11 protein-coding genes and 3 tRNA genes are annotated in these 13,769 nt (G+C 68.3%); 3 read left to right on the forward strand and 11 right to left on the reverse strand.

The genetic code is table 11. The annotated features are described in order from the left end of the window. Positions 1 to 21 precede the first annotated feature (21 nt). The 3 genes from NG1_RS05295 to NG1_RS05305 form a co-directional block, all read right to left on the reverse strand. A complete protein-coding gene (locus tag NG1_RS05295) occupies positions 22 to 1,113 on the reverse strand; it encodes a 3-deoxy-7-phosphoheptulonate synthase (RefSeq protein WP_062968553.1) in 1,092 nt (363 codons plus the stop codon). Between the two features lie 235 nt (positions 1,114 to 1,348). Next, on the reverse strand, positions 1,349 to 1,819 hold the full coding sequence (locus NG1_RS05300; RefSeq protein WP_062968555.1) for a carboxymuconolactone decarboxylase family protein: 471 nt from the start codon (positions 1,817 to 1,819) through the stop codon (positions 1,349 to 1,351). A gap of 114 nt (positions 1,820 to 1,933) precedes the next feature. Further along, positions 1,934 to 2,812, reverse strand: coding sequence for an oxidoreductase (locus tag NG1_RS05305; protein ID WP_062968557.1), 879 nt, complete (start codon positions 2,810 to 2,812; stop codon positions 1,934 to 1,936). A 134-nt stretch (positions 2,813 to 2,946) separates the two neighbouring features. On the opposite strand from NG1_RS05305, the gene NG1_RS05310 reads away from it, so the two are divergent. After that, positions 2,947 to 4,563 (forward strand): (2,3-dihydroxybenzoyl)adenylate synthase, encoded by a 1,617-nt coding sequence (locus tag NG1_RS05310; RefSeq protein ID WP_062968890.1) that lies wholly within the window; start codon positions 2,947 to 2,949, stop codon positions 4,561 to 4,563. A gap of 58 nt (positions 4,564 to 4,621) precedes the next feature. Here NG1_RS05310 and nbtS read toward each other — a convergent pair whose 3' ends face one another. After that, complete coding sequence (nbtS, locus tag NG1_RS05315; protein WP_062968559.1) at positions 4,622 to 5,932, reverse strand: nocobactin biosynthesis salicylate synthase NbtS; 1,311 nt, start codon at positions 5,930 to 5,932, stop codon at positions 4,622 to 4,624. A gap of 281 nt (positions 5,933 to 6,213) precedes the next feature. Here nbtS and NG1_RS05320 point away from each other — a divergent pair, with 281 nt between their 5' ends. Together NG1_RS05320 and NG1_RS05325 are read left to right on the forward strand one after the other, a co-directional pair. Beyond that, positions 6,214 to 8,682: a glycerol-3-phosphate 1-O-acyltransferase gene (locus NG1_RS05320; RefSeq protein ID WP_084498712.1), complete on the forward strand. Its 2,469-nt coding sequence runs from the start codon at positions 6,214 to 6,216 to the stop codon at positions 8,680 to 8,682. Positions 8,683 to 8,721: 39 nt separating this feature from the next. Next, positions 8,722 to 10,134, forward strand: coding sequence for an HAD-IB family hydrolase (locus NG1_RS05325; protein WP_062968564.1), 1,413 nt, complete (start codon positions 8,722 to 8,724; stop codon positions 10,132 to 10,134). A gap of 212 nt (positions 10,135 to 10,346) precedes the next feature. Here NG1_RS05325 and NG1_RS05330 read toward each other — a convergent pair whose 3' ends face one another. From NG1_RS05330 to NG1_RS05360, 7 genes are all read right to left on the reverse strand, one after another. Beyond that, on the reverse strand, positions 10,347 to 11,066 hold the full coding sequence (locus NG1_RS05330) for a polyprenol monophosphomannose synthase (protein WP_210749994.1): 720 nt from the start codon (positions 11,064 to 11,066) through the stop codon (positions 10,347 to 10,349). A 213-nt stretch (positions 11,067 to 11,279) separates the two neighbouring features. Continuing rightward, positions 11,280 to 11,462 (reverse strand): hypothetical protein, encoded by a 183-nt coding sequence (locus NG1_RS05335; RefSeq protein WP_040864775.1) that lies wholly within the window; start codon positions 11,460 to 11,462, stop codon positions 11,280 to 11,282. Positions 11,463 to 11,536: 74 nt separating this feature from the next. After that, entirely contained in the window at positions 11,537 to 12,217 is a 681-nt protein-coding gene (locus NG1_RS05340; protein WP_062968568.1) for a GAP family protein, read from the reverse strand. Positions 12,218 to 12,642: 425 nt separating this feature from the next. Further along, a tRNA-Phe gene (locus NG1_RS05345) sits at positions 12,643 to 12,716 on the reverse strand. A 58-nt stretch (positions 12,717 to 12,774) separates the two neighbouring features. After that, positions 12,775 to 12,848, reverse strand: a tRNA-Asp gene (locus NG1_RS05350). Positions 12,849 to 12,877: 29 nt separating this feature from the next. Then, a tRNA-Glu gene (locus tag NG1_RS05355) sits at positions 12,878 to 12,950 on the reverse strand. A 94-nt stretch (positions 12,951 to 13,044) separates the two neighbouring features. Continuing rightward, positions 13,045 to 13,710, reverse strand: a complete 666-nt coding sequence (locus NG1_RS05360) for a TetR family transcriptional regulator (protein WP_062968570.1) — start codon at positions 13,708 to 13,710, stop codon at positions 13,045 to 13,047. Positions 13,711 to 13,769: the final 59 nt, after the last annotated feature.

Genomic DNA, 13,769 nt, shown 5'->3' on the forward strand with positions numbered 1-13,769 from the left:
GCCCCGTCGGCTCGCGCCGAGTCAGCTCTCGCGGCGCTGCCGCACCGCCTCGGCCAGGCGGTCCAGCTGGCTCGCGGTGGTTTCCCAGTCCAGGCAGGCATCGGTGATCGACTGCCCGTAGGCGAGCTCGTCGGCGTGGCCGAGGGTGAGGTCTTGGCGTCCTGCGACCAGGAAGCTCTCCAGCATGACGCCGACGACCGCGGTCTCGCCCGCCGCCAGCCGCCGCGCGATGTCGGTGACCACGTCGACCTGCTTGTTGTGGTCCTTGTTGCTGTTGCCGTGGCTGGCGTCCACCACGATCCGCTCCGGCAACGACGCCTTCTCCAGCCGCAGGCACGCCTCGGCGACCGAAGCCGCGTCGTAGTTCGGTCCGTTGCTGCCGCCGCGCAGGATCACGTGGCAGTCCGGGTTGCCGGTGGTGCGGATGAGCGCGGAACGACCGTCGAGGTCGGTGCCGGGGAAGACGTGGCTGGCCGCCGCGGCGCGCACACCGTCCACCGCCACCTGGACGTCGCCATCGGTGCCGTTCTTGATCCCGACCGGCATCGACAACGCACTGCTGAGCTGGCGGTGCACCTGGCTGGCCGCGGTGCGCGCGCCGATCGCGCCGTAGGACACCAGATCCGCGATGTACTGCGGAGTGATCGGGTCCAGGAACTCACAGGCCACCGGAAGGCCGAGGGCGGTGATGTCGACCAGCAGCTTGCGGCCGAAGCCGAGTCCGGTGTTGACGTCGAACGAGCCGTCCAGATGCGGGTCGTTGATCAGGCCCTTCCAGCCCAGGCTGGTGCGCGGCTTCTCGAAGTAGACCCGCATCACCACATGCAAGCGGTCGCCGAGTTCGGCGGCCTTCGCCGCCAGACGGCGCGCGTAGTCGAGCGCTGCGGCGGGGTCGTGCACGGAACACGGGCCGACGATCACCATCAAGCGATCATCCGCACCGTTCAGCACGTCGACGGTGGCTTTGCGCCCCGCGCGGACGGTGTCGGCGAGGGCATCGGTGATCGGATGCACGCGCCGCACCTCCGCGGGCGAACGCAGCGGGCTGACGTTCAGGGTGCGTTGATCATCCAGATCGGAATGCCGTGCGTCGACGTCGGCTGCGGTTGTCATGTCGTGGGTTCCTTTTCTCGGGGCCGACCCACGGACGAGAATCCCGTCGAGCCGGTCCATCGTCCGGCTCGGGGTGGAAGTTCGTCAGCGCATGTGGTTGCCGCAGACCAGCCCACCCGGGGCCGGCTTGCTAAACCAGAAATACACGCGCTGCACGTCCGGCACAGTACCATCCGACAACCGATCGGTGAACGAGGTTGTTAGATATGCCACGGTGCAGGTGGTCGGCGCGGAGTCACCCCCACTGGCCCGGGACGTAACTCCCCGCGGGAGTGCGCGCGATGACGTTCATCCGGTTCCAGGCGTTGATCATCGCGATGGCGGCGATGAGTGCGGCGATCTGGTCGTCGTCGTAGTGCTTGCGCACTTCCTGCCACACCTCGTCGCTGACCGCGCGACCGTCGCCGATCCGGGTGGCCTCCTCGGTGAGCGCCAGTGCGGCCCGCTCGGCGTCGGTGAAGACGGTGGCCTCGTGCCACGCGGCGATCAGATTGAGCCGCACCGAGGTCTCGCCCGCGTGCGCGGCGTCCTTGGTGTGCATATCGGTGCAGTAGCCGCAGCCGTTGATCTGGCTGGCCCGAATCTTCACCAATTCATAGGTCGCGGCATCCAGGGTGGAGTCGTTGATCACCTTGGAGGCCATGGTGAGTCGCTTGATGAAGCTGCCGCCGACCGGGTTGGAGAAGAGTTCGAAGCGCTGTTCCATGATGTCCGTCCTTTGCCGTTCCTTGCGGGTACATCAAGAGGACGGCGCGGAGCGGCGGAGTGTGACAACCGGCGGTGAGACCTGGATCACATTGCCTGGAAGGCCGGGGGGCGCTTATCGGGTGAAGGCGTAGGTGACTCCGGTCAGCTTCTCCGACAGCTGCCACAAATCGGCCGCGACCTTCTCGTCCTTGGACGCTTTCGACGATCCGGAAGGCCCCGGATATCCACGCATCCCGCCGAATCCGACCGGGCCGTAGTAGCCGCCGGGCTCGACGTCGGTGGTCGCGGCGTACAACGTCGGCAGCGCGCCCATCGCGGCGCTCTGCGCGAATACCTGGTTGCCCAGCGACATCACCCGGTCCATGAACGACTCGGTGTGCGACTGCAACTCGGTGGACGCGTAGCCGGGATGCGCGGCGACCGAGACCTTCGACGAGCCCGCCGCGGTCAATCTGCGCTGCAACTCGCGAGCGAACATCAGGTTGGCGAGCTTGGCCTGCCCGTAGGCGGCCCACCGCTGATACTTGCGCCGCTCCCAGTTGAGATCGTCCAGGTCGATCTTGCCGACCTGATGCGCACCGCTTGAGACGGTGACGATCCGGTCCGAGATCTTGCCCAGCAGTAGCCCGGTGAGCGCGAAGTGGCCGAGATGATTTGTGCCGACCTGTTTCTCGAATCCATCGGCGGTGCGACCTTCGGGCACGGCCATCACGCCCGCGTTGTTGATCAGGACATCGGCCCCGTCGACGCCCTCGGCGAACGCCCGGACCGACGCGAGATCGGCCAGATCCAGCTCGCGTACCTGCGCCTGGTCACCCAACTCGGCGGCCACGCGCTCCCCTTTGGTCACATTCCGGCAGGCGAGCACCACCTCCCCGCCCGCCGCGGCCAGCGCGCGCACCGTCTCGGCCCCCAGGCCACTGTTGGCCCCTGTCACGATGAACTTCCGACCGCTCTGGTCGGGGATGTTCGAGGTGTCCCACCTGGTCATGCCGGAAAGTCTAGTGCGCGGCGGCACCGGGCGGCAGAGTCGAACACGCCCGGGCCGGTCGGAGCGTCGCCATTTCAAGTAGGGTTGCCTAACCTACATCAGGAAACCCTGGCTTGATTCTTGTGAGGCAGACCGTGACTTCCATACCGACCGAGTCCGCGCATCGCGACGGCTACGTACCTTTCCCGGCGGACAAGGCCGAGCAGTACCGAGCCGCGGGCTACTGGGCCGGTCGCCCGCTCGGGGACCTCTTGCGGGCGACCGCGCACCGGCATCCACAGCGTCCCGCGCTGCTCGACCCGCGGGGCTCACGCAGCTACGCCGACATCGACGCCGCCGCGGACCGGATGGCCCACGGATTGCTCGCGCTCGGCATCGCCCCCGGCGACCGCGTGGTGGTCCAGCTGCCGAACGTGCCCGAGTTCCTGACCGTGCTGTTCGGCCTGCTGCGCGCCGGGATCATTCCCGTGTTGAGCCTGCCCGCCCATCGACGGGCCGAAATCGAGCACCTGGCACGGACTTCCGACTCGGTCGGCTACATCGTCGCCGACCGGGCGGGCGATTTCGATTACCGGGACTTGGCGTCGACCGTGCGAGACGCGGTGCCGTCACTGCGCCACGTCCTGGTACTCGGCGATCCGGGGCCGTTCACCGACCTCACCTCGATACCGCGTGCCGGCGGCGAACTGCCCGAGATCGATCCGGGTGACATCGCCTTGATGCTGGTCTCCGGCGGCACCACCGGTCTGCCGAAGCTGATCGCGCGCACGCACGACGACTATCTCTACAACGCCACCGCCAGCGCCGAACTGTGCGAACTCAGCGAGCGGGACGTGTACCTCGCGACCCTGCCCGCCGCGCACAACTTCCCCCTGGCCTGCCCCGGGATTCTCGGCACCGTCGGGGTCGGTGGCGCGGTCGCCTTCGTCAGCGACCCGAGCCCGGAGAACGCGTTCGCCGCGATCGAGCGGCACCGGGTCACGGTCACCGCCGTCGTGCCGCCGCTGGCCCAGCTCTGGTGCGCGGCCACCGAATGGGAAGAGGCCGACCTGACTTCGCTGCGCCTGCTCCAAGTGGGCGGCGCGCGTCTGGCCGAGGTCAACGCCAAGGAAGTGACCGCGGCGCTGGGCGCGACCTTGCAGCAAGTGTTCGGCATGGCCGAGGGCCTGCTCAACTACACCCGGCTCGACGATCCCGCCGAACTGCTGCACACCAGCCAGGGCCGTCCGCTCTCCCCCGCCGACGAGATCCGCGTGGTGGACGGCGACGGCAACGACGTGGCGCCCGGCGCCGAGGGCGAACTGCTGACCAGGGGTCCGTACACGATCCGCGGCTACTACCGCGCACCCGAGCACAACGCGCGCGCGTTCACCCCGGACGGCTTCTATCGCAGCGGCGACCTGGTCCGCCGCCTGCCCAGCGGGCATCTCGTGGTGTCCGGCCGGATCAAGGACGTGATCAACCGCGGCGGCGAGAACGTTTCCTGCGACGAACTCGAGGAGCACCTGCTCGCCCATCCCGCCGTCCGGCACGCCGCCGCCGTCGGGCTGCCGGACGCGGCGCTGGGCGAAAAAGTCTGCGCCGTCTTGGTCGTCGACGGCGAGATGCCCACGCTTGCCGAGATCAAGACCTTCCTGACCGCGCGCGGGCTGGCCACCTACAAGCTGCCGGACGTGCTGCGCCGCAGCGACGAATTGCCGATCACCGCGGTGGGCAAGATCGACAAGAAGGCATTGCGCGCCGAGCTGTAGCACTGCTGGCAGACCGACGGGCAACGCATCATCCGGTGCGCTGCCCGTTCGCCTTCCACTACGCCTTGACGACGTAGGGCGCGATACTGCCCAGCTTCTCGCAGGTCTCCTCGAACTCGCGCTCCGGCCGCGACTGGCCGACGATGCCCGCGCCCGCGCGCAGCCAAGCACCCTCGGCGTTCTGGTACACCGCGCGCAACACGAGGGTCGCCTCCATCGCGCCGGTCGGCGAAACGGTCACCACCGCACCGGAATACAGCCCGCGCGGGTCGTGATCGAGCCGGAACACCGAGTCGACGCCCGCGCGCTTGGGAATCCCCGAGGCGGTCACCGACGGGAACAGCACCTCCAGCGCGTCCCAGCTGGACCGGCCGGCCGCCAGCCGTCCACGCACCGTGGACGCCAGATGCTGCACACTGCCCCGCTCGCGCACGGCCATGAAATCCGATACCGCGGGCGTGCCGGGATCCGCGACGGCCGCGATCTCCGCGAACGAGGTCTGCACCGAGATCGCGTGCTCGACGATCTCTTTCGGGTCGGTCACCAGGTCGGCCCTGGCCGCGAGATCGGCCGCGGACCCACGCCCGAAGGCCCGGGTACCCGCCAGCGGTTCGGTGGTCACCACCCGGTCGTCGTCCACCGACGCGACCAGTTCGGGGCTGAAGCCCGCCGCCTCCAGGCCGCCGAGCCGCAGCAGGAACGAGCGCGCGGGCGTGTTGTGCGCGCGCCCGAGGCGATAGGTGGCCGGAACGTCCACGGTGAACGGCAGATCGACCTTCCTGGACAGGATGACCTTCTGATACCGCCCGGCCTGGATCTCGCCGACCGCCTCGGCCACCCTGCCCCGGTAGCCGGTCGGATCGATGCGGATGTCGGCCGGCTGCGCCTGCGGCAGTTCGGTGTTCTGCGACTGCGCGATCAGGTCGTGGATGTCGCCGGTCTCCGTCGGCGTCGCACCCGATATCCGCACGCCGGATTCGCCCACCCGCACCTCGATTCGGGGAATCATCAGGTGCGCGATCGCGGTGCGCGGGTCCAAGTGCTCGGTGGCGTCGAGCGCCCACGCGCAGAACTCGAATCCGATCCAGCCGTAGGCGTTGCGCCCGTCGAGGGGAAGCGCGCCGAGCGCGCGGTCGATCACGCCCGCCGGATTGCCTTCCCACCGGCTTGTCGTGGTCCGTCCCTCCCAGGTGACGCGAAGCTCCCGCACATCCAGTTCGACACTGCCGATCGGATCGGCGGCGAACACCCACTCCCCCGGACGCTCGTACATCACGTACTCGCCGAACCGGTCCGCCCCCGCCAGCCGGGACATCGCTGCCGCCGGATCGGTCACATACTCAACCCGCAGGCGTTCCGTGGTCGACAACGATCCTCCAAAGGTAAACCTGGCCTAACTTGTGCAGGTAAGGTTAGCATTACCTCCCTCGCCGTGCGGGTATGCTCGCGGCCACAGCCCGGACGGTGACGATCACTCGAGGGCGGAGGTCGCCGTACCGCAAGTACTTTCGCCGTGCCCGCCCCGCATCCCGTTCGACGATCACGCCATCCGTGCCCGCCGAACCGAACTCGACGCGCCGACTGCCTGCGGGGAACGCACTCGCCGGGATTGAATAGTGGAGAGCGTCACCTGCGGAGGGAAGAACATCGATGATCGATCACCGCGGCGATTCACCCGCGAGAGTCCGGCCCGGGACCGCACCGCAATCGGTGGTGGCCCTGATCGACGCCGCCTCGGGGGTGGAACGCGAACTCGTCGGCAAGTGGCTCGCCGACGGCGGGATCAGCGCGGAGTTCGGCACCGACGCACCGGTCACGCAACTGGACCTGGACGCGGGCGCCATCGCCGCCCGGCTGGTCGGCAGACGCGACGATCCGCTGGTGGTGCCGATCCGCGTGCTGTGGCTGCCCCCGGAACGCGACGGCGTGCGCCGCGTCACCTTCGCCGATCTCGCCCTGCTGACCAACCCGCGCAAGCCCAACCGGCTGGCACAGCGCAGGCTGCTGGCCAAGTCGCCGGACCGGCACGTCGTGCTGACCGGCGCGCCCGCCCGGCTCAGCGAGCTGCGCGCGAACCACCCGGAGGCTTCGACGCTGTTCGACAAGGGCAGCGCCGAGCCGTTCGCCCGCGCCGTCGTGCGCGCGGCGGTGGTGGCGCTCGAACGCGCCGAACGCACCATCATCGGCGACCGGTACAAGGTGCCCAAACTGGTCGCGGAGGAGATCCTCGACTCCCCCGACTTCCTGCGCAGGCTGGAGCTGATCGCCGACCAGATCGGGGCGAGCCCGCACGAGGTGTACCGCCGCGCGGAGAAGGGGCTCAACGAACTGGTCGCCGCCCAGAGCAGGCTGGTCTCCGACCTGTTCACCCAGGCCATGCGGCCGGTGCACGCCTCGACCTGGAAGGTGGACCCCGACGAGTCCGGCCTCACCGGGTTGCGCGATCTCAACCGCCGCTATCCGCTGGTGTTCCTGCCCTCGCACCGCTCGTACGTCGACGCGTTCGTGCTGGGAGACGTACTGGCCCGCAACGACTTCCCGCCGAACCACGTGATCGGCGGCGCGAATCTGGGCTTCTGGCCGATGGGCCCGATCGCCCGGCGCACCGGGACGGTGTTCATCCGGCGCAGTTTCGGCGACGACGAGGTCTACAAGGCCGTCGTGGAGGAGTACTTCGCCTACCTGCTGGCCAAGCGCTTCAACCTGGAGTGGTACTTCGAAGGCGGCCGCACCCGCACCGGCAAGCTGCGGCCACCGCGCTACGGCCTGCTGAACTACCTTGCCGCGGCGGTTCGTTCGAACCGCATCGACGACGTCATGCTGGTGCCCGTCTCGATCACCTACGAGCGGCTCAACGAACTCGGCGCCATCGCCACCGAGCAGGAAGGCGGCAAGAAGAAACCCGAGGGGCTGACCTGGCTGGCGCGCTACATCCGCAGTCAGCAACACTCCGCCGGGCACGTCTACGTCCGCTTCGGCGAGCCGCTGTCGGCCCGCGACCGGCTTTCCGCGTACGGCGATCCGCTCACGACCCCGCCGCTGACCATCCCGCTGCACCACACCGAGCCGATTCCGCCGCCGCGCCCCGAAGCGGGCGTCGTCGACAGCGATCCGCCGGAAGTCGCCGAGCTGGAACGGAAGGCCGTGCAACGACTGGCTTTCGAAGTCGCGGTCGGCATCAACGCGGTCACGCCGATCACGGTCAACGCGCTGGTCACCCTGGCGCTGCTGGGAGTGGACGGTCGCGCCCTCACCCTCGGCGAGGTGCGCACGGTACTCAACCCGGTGCTCGGCTACATCGACAAGCGCGAGCTGCCGCGCGGCGAACTCGACGCGCTGCGCGACGAACAGGGCCTGGCCGTGGTGCTGGAACAGCTTTCGATGGCCAAGGTGGTGACGGTGTATCGCGGCGGGATCGAGCCGGTGTACTCGATCGAGCCGGGTGCGCATCTCGAAGCCGCCTTCTACCGCAACAGCGCCGTGCACTGGTTCGTCAACCGCGCCATCCTCGAGCTGTCCATCCTGGCCGCGGTCGACGACGACGAAGCCGACGCCCTCGACACCGGCTGGGACGAGGCTTTCCGCCTGCGCGATCTGCTGAAGTTCGAGTTCTTCTTCCCCGAGCGCGGCGAGTTCGCCGATCAGATGGTCGCGGAGATGCTTCTGGTGGATCCGGACTGGTACAGCCACACCCGGCGCGACACCTTCGGCTCGGACATCCTGGCAAAGCTCACCGCCTCCGGCTTCACCATGGCCCACCGCGTGCTGCGCTCCTTCGTCGACGCGCAGCTGGTGGTGGCCGAACGGCTCGCCGCCCGGGACGCGTGCGACGAGATCGACCGCAAGGAGTTCATCACCGAATGCGTGGCGGTCGGCAAACAGATGAAGTTGCAGCAACGACTGCACAGCCCGGAGTCGGTCTCCACCGAGTTGTTCACCAGCGCCCTGAAGCTCGCCGACAACTACGGCCTGCTGGAGACGACGGCCGACGACGACCCGGAACAGAGCCGCGCGGAATTGCTCCGGCGCAGAATAGAATTCGCCGAACGTCTGCGCGATATCGGGACCCGCATCGCGCAGGCCGCCGCGCTCGACCCGTCCAACCGGGAGGCGCGGTGAGCGATCGACGCGAAAGCACGGCGGTATCCGGGAGGTTCTATGACCGACGCGCGCGCTGATCTCGACACCGCGCTCGCCGCCATACGTTCCGGACCGCAGGGCCGCGCGATCGCCGCGGTCTTCGATTTCGGTGGCACTGTCGCCGACGGTCCCGGACCGCGGCGCCGGCTGCGGCGCAAGCCCGCCGACGTGCTGCTCGGCGGCATCCGCAAGCACATGACCGACGGCGAGTACAGCCGGTTGCTCCGGGAGCTGTCCGAGGCGCTGGCCGGGCGTTCCGAAGAGGAACTCGACGAGCTGGGCAGGCGTCTGTTCCAGCACACCGTCTACGAGTACCTCTACCCCGAGGCATGGCAGCTGATCCGGACGCACCGAGCGGCCGGGCACACCATCGTCCTGGTCAGCTCGCTGACCCGGTTCCAAGTCGCCCCCGCCGCCGCGCAACTGGGCATCGAGCACGTGCTCTACACGCCCATGGCCACCGACGGCGGCGTGCTCACCGGGTATCCCGATGGAAAGGCGCTGTGGGGCAACCGCAAGGCCGAGGCGGTCGCCGAGTTCGCCGCCACACACGAAGTGGATCTGAGCCGCAGTTACGCCTATGCCGGCGCGATCGCCGACCTGCCTATGCTGTCGCTGGCGGGGCGTCCCGTGGCGGTGAACCCCGACGACGCGCTGAACGCCATCGCCGACCGGCAGCGCTGGAGCGAGCTGGTCTTCCGGCCGCGTCCCAGGCCGCGTGCGAGCGACTACGCGCGTACCGCGGCGGGGTTCGCCGGGCTGCTCGGCGGCGCGCTGTTCGGCGTCGCGTCGAAAGCGCCCACGAAGGACCGGCAACAGATGGCCGACGCGTTGATGGCGCACGCGGCGCGCAACACGCTGCGCATCGCGGGAGTGCGGCTGCGGGTCACCGGCGCGGAGAACGCGAGATCGCCGCGGCCCGCGGTCTTCCTGTTCAACCATCAGAGCCAGTTCGACATCATCATCGTCCCCGAAGTGCTCGGCGGCGGCGTGACGGCGATCGGCAAGAAGGAGCTGACCAAGAATCCGGTCTTCGGACCGCTCATGCGCTTCGTCGGCGTCACGTTCATCGATCGCACGAACAGCGAGCAGGCCAGGGCAGCGTTGCGGCCGGTGGTGGAGACCCTGCGCGGCGGCTTGTCGGTCGCGGTGGCTCCGGAAGGAACTCGTTCCTACACCCCGGAGGTCGGGCCGTTCAAGAAAGGCGCGTTCCACATCGCGATGCAGGCGGGGGTGCCGGTGATCCCGGTCGTCATCCGGAACGCGGGTGAGATCTGCCGGCGCAACGCGATGGTCGCTCGCCCCGGAACGGTCGACGTGGCGATTCTCGATCCGATCGACGTCAGCGCGTGGGATCCGGGCGCTCTGGACGACAAAGTGGCGGAGGTACGCCGATTGTTCGTCGAGACGCTCCTGAATTGGCCCCGCTGATCAGCTGAGAGCACGCGGCGCCGCTTCTCCCCAGGTCGGCCGCTGTACTGCCGTGGGAGGGCGCGACCGTCGCTGCGGACGTGTCGGTACCGGTCGCCCTGTCTGCGATTCACTTGGTGCTCGTGACGAGTCGATGGGCAACCGGCTCGTCGGACGCTGACCGCAACCACGCCGGGCCCGCTCCCTCGGAAGCGGGGCCCGTCGGCGTGTGCTCAGACCGCGCGGCCGAACAGCAGCTTCCACGGCATGAGCGCCGACTCGAGCTGCACTTTGAGGCTCATCTTGGACGCGCCGAGTGTCCGTTCCTCGAACCGGATCGGCACCTCGGCGATCGCGACACCCTTCTTGATGGTGCGGTAGTTCATCTCGACCTGGAAGGAGTATCCGTTGCTGCGGATCGAGCCCACGTCGATGGCGCGCAGGGTGTCGGCCTTCCACGCCTTGAAGCCCGCGGTGGCGTCCTTGACGCCCAGCCGCAGGATCAGGTTCACGTAGAAGTTGGCCCAGGCCGACAGCGCCTTGCGGTACCACTTCCATTCCGAGGCGGTCGAGCCGCCCGGGACGTAGCGGGAACCGAGCACCACGCCCGCGTCGCTGGTGGTCAGCTTCTCCAGCATGGCCGGAATCACTTCGGCGGGATGCGACAGGTCGGCGTCCATCTGGATCACCACGTCCGCGCCTTCGTCCAACGCGCGCGTGATGCCCGCCACGTACGCACGCCCGAGCCCGTCCTTCTCGGTCCGGTGCAGCACGCCCACCACGTTCGGCAGTTCGGCGGCCAGCTTGTCGGCCACCTCACCGGTGCCGTCCGGCGAGCTGTCGTCCACCACGAGTACGTGCAGGTCGGGCACCGGCAGCGCGGTCAGCCGCTCCACCGCAACCGGCAAATTCTCCCGCTCGTTGTAGGTCGGCACAACAACGGTAACCCTCAAGGGTCGCCCTCCCTGCTGATCCTGGTTTCCGCTCGCAGCCCACGCCAGGACCTCCGAGCATTCGTCGAGTTCTGGAGAACCGTACTCGATACACCTGATCGCGAACTGAGCGGCCGCACCCGGTGCCGCACCGCCCGAGCCTCCGACCTGCGGCTCAAGATCAACTTCACCGTGCGGGGGAAGTCTTTCCGCGAGCCATTCCCCCGCGCCGCCTCAGTCGCCGTCCCGCCAGGCCCGGTCCCGGGCATCTTCCCGCGTGTTGCGCGCCTGCGCGATCTCGAGCGCACGTTCCGCAGTCGCCTGGTCCGGGTACGGCCCCATCCGGTCGCGGAACCAGCACTGCCGGCCTTGCTCGGCTCGTTTGTGCTTCAAGCAGTAATACCAGCGCTCAGCCATACCTCCAGCATCCCACCGAACACCACGCCTCAACCGCATTTACGCCATCCGCTGCCGGACTCGGCGACCGCAATTCACCACCAGAGGCTTCGGTAATGGACGAGCGCGTCGCACAGGAGGACCACACCGAAGATCGCGAACAGTATGCGCACCGAAATCGGGCCGTATGTGGTGATTATGCGAACAACTTTTCGATACATCCGCCGCGCTCCGGTCGTCCGCCGCAGCGCGAGGCCGAGTATCACCAGCGGCGGCAGCAATGCGAGCGCGCAATACGCGACGACGATCAGTGGCCACAACGTTGGCAGCGGATGCCGCGCGGAGATCATCGCGAGTCCGGCGAGATAAGGCACCGCGGTCGGGGCCTGCGCGATACCGATCGCCACGCCGAGGCCGGCGAGTATCCACGGTCGGCGGCGCAATGCCGGCGCCCGCCGCGGGGCGGCCGTTCCCGTCATTCGAATGCTCGCGAGAACGATCAACAACACCCCGGCGGCGAGTTCACCCCAGTACCGAATTGCCGGCGTGATCTCGAAGTCGATCAGATCGGTCAGAAAGCCGATCCCCAGGATGGTGCAGATCCCGAAGGCGGTGGTGACGGCGAAGACGCCCGCCAGCAAGCTCAGACCACCCACCAGCGGCGAGCGACGGCTCAACCTGCTGTCGTAGACCACAGCCGTGGTGACGCCGATCAGCAACAGGTCGAGCGAGTCGAGGAAGGCGAACCCCGCGAGGGCGAGGAGAAGGGTCGACATGGCCGCGCCAGCCTACCCGCGGCGGCCGGGTGACCACCCGATCCCGAACCCGGATGGGGCACCGTGTGATTCACCACACCACGCGAACCGCCGACGCCCCGCCGACCCGACGATCAAGCCCGCCCGCCACGTCGACGGACAGATGCCCTCGAACGGAATCAACTCGGCGTCTCCCTCACCAACCGGGCATCAACGCGCCGAACTGCCGACGACCGGAGACCACCCAGAACAACCCCACCGAGTCACAGACGACACCACCTGGCAAGCGGAGAACCAAACCGAACGACACCCCCGAACGCAACCACAACCAATGGGGGTCCGGGGGCGAAGCCCGCCGGGCGGGGCTGGGGGTTGCACCCCCACAAGAAATGACGAAACGAGCCCTGTTCACGCATTCCGTGAACAGGGCTCGCCTACGAGTGGAGTGGCCAGGGCCGGGATCGAACCGGCGACCTTCCGCTTTTCAGGCGGACGCTCGTACCAACTGAGCTACCTGGCCGCAGGCACCCGAAGTGAATGCCATACGCGAAACGCCGGATATCTCCGGCGCTTACTTGCGACCCTGACGGGACTCGAACCCGCGACCTCCGCCGTGACAGGGCGGCGCGCTAACCAACTGCGCCACAGGGCCATGCTCTGCTACCAACGATCCGAAGATCGTACCCCCTACGGGATTCGAACCCGCGCTACCGCCTTGAAAGGGCGGCGTCCTAGGCCGCTAGACGAAGGGGGCTCGCCCCGGATTTCTCCGGACCGGCTTTCAACGGCTGTCCGTTGGGAGCTGGGATAGCTTATGACAGACCGGACTCGATTCCCAAACCGGCTGGTCAGAGGCTCAAACCGAGCTCCTCCAAGCGGGCCTGGGTGCGCCAGCCGTCGCTGCGGAACTTCTCCAGCCATTCCGGGGTGGCCATCGCCTCCATCACGACCTCGAGTGCCTCCTCGAACCGTGCCCGCAGATCGACCTGCCCGCCGAGCAGGTCCACCATGTACCGCTGACCGGCCAGCGCGGCGGCGAGCGTGCGGGTGAACCGGTCGGGGTCGGCGTCGGCGCGCAGCTGCCCGTGGTCGATGGCACGGACGGTGAGCACCCTGGTGGTGCGGCCCAGGATGCGGCCGCCACCGGCCTGCACGTCACGGTAGAAGTCCGGCTCGATGATCAGCCGGTACTCGGCCTGCACGATGATGTCGTGCTCGAGCCGCAGCGCGATCTCGTCGACCACCCCGTGCAGGACGTCCAGCGGGCTGAGATCCGTTCGGGCCAGCCAGCGCTCGGCGGAGGCGCGGTAGCGTTCCACCGCGGTCTCCAGCACCGCGCGTGCCAGATCTTCTTTCGAATCGAAATGGAAGTACATGGCGCCCTTGGTGGCACGCGACCCTTCCAATATGCGGTTGAGCGATGCAGCGGCATAGCCGCTCTTCCCGAACTCAACGGCGGCGGACCTGATAATCGCCGCCCGTGTCCGGCGCGCCCGCTCTTGCTGCCGTGCCATGCTCGAAACGCCTCCGAAGCCTACTCGCCGCCAATCGCCATCCCCGAAGGAACGGACCC

The sequence above is a fragment of the Nocardia gamkensis NBRC 108242 genome (genome assembly GCF_001612985.1).
Lineage (GTDB): Bacteria > Actinomycetota > Actinomycetes > Mycobacteriales > Mycobacteriaceae > Nocardia > Nocardia gamkensis.

Excerpts from the sequence above, each read along its gene's own strand:
- NG1_RS05295 (WP_062968553.1), bottom strand. The coding sequence starts at position 1,113 with ATGACAACCGCAGCCGACGTCGACGCACGGCATTCCGATCTGGATGAT.
- NG1_RS05300 (WP_062968555.1), bottom strand. The coding sequence starts at position 1,819 with ATGGAACAGCGCTTCGAACTCTTCTCCAACCCGGTCGGCGGCAGCTTC.
- NG1_RS05305 (WP_062968557.1), bottom strand. The coding sequence starts at position 2,812 with ATGACCAGGTGGGACACCTCGAACATCCCCGACCAGAGCGGTCGGAAG.
- NG1_RS05320 (WP_084498712.1), top strand. The coding sequence starts at position 6,214 with ATGATCGATCACCGCGGCGATTCACCCGCGAGAGTCCGGCCCGGGACC.
- NG1_RS05325 (WP_062968564.1), top strand. The coding sequence starts at position 8,722 with ATGACCGACGCGCGCGCTGATCTCGACACCGCGCTCGCCGCCATACGT.
- NG1_RS05335 (WP_040864775.1), bottom strand. The coding sequence starts at position 11,462 with ATGGCTGAGCGCTGGTATTACTGCTTGAAGCACAAACGAGCCGAGCAA.
- NG1_RS05340 (WP_062968568.1), bottom strand. The coding sequence starts at position 12,217 with ATGTCGACCCTTCTCCTCGCCCTCGCGGGGTTCGCCTTCCTCGACTCG.
- NG1_RS05360 (WP_062968570.1), bottom strand. The coding sequence starts at position 13,710 with ATGGCACGGCAGCAAGAGCGGGCGCGCCGGACACGGGCGGCGATTATC.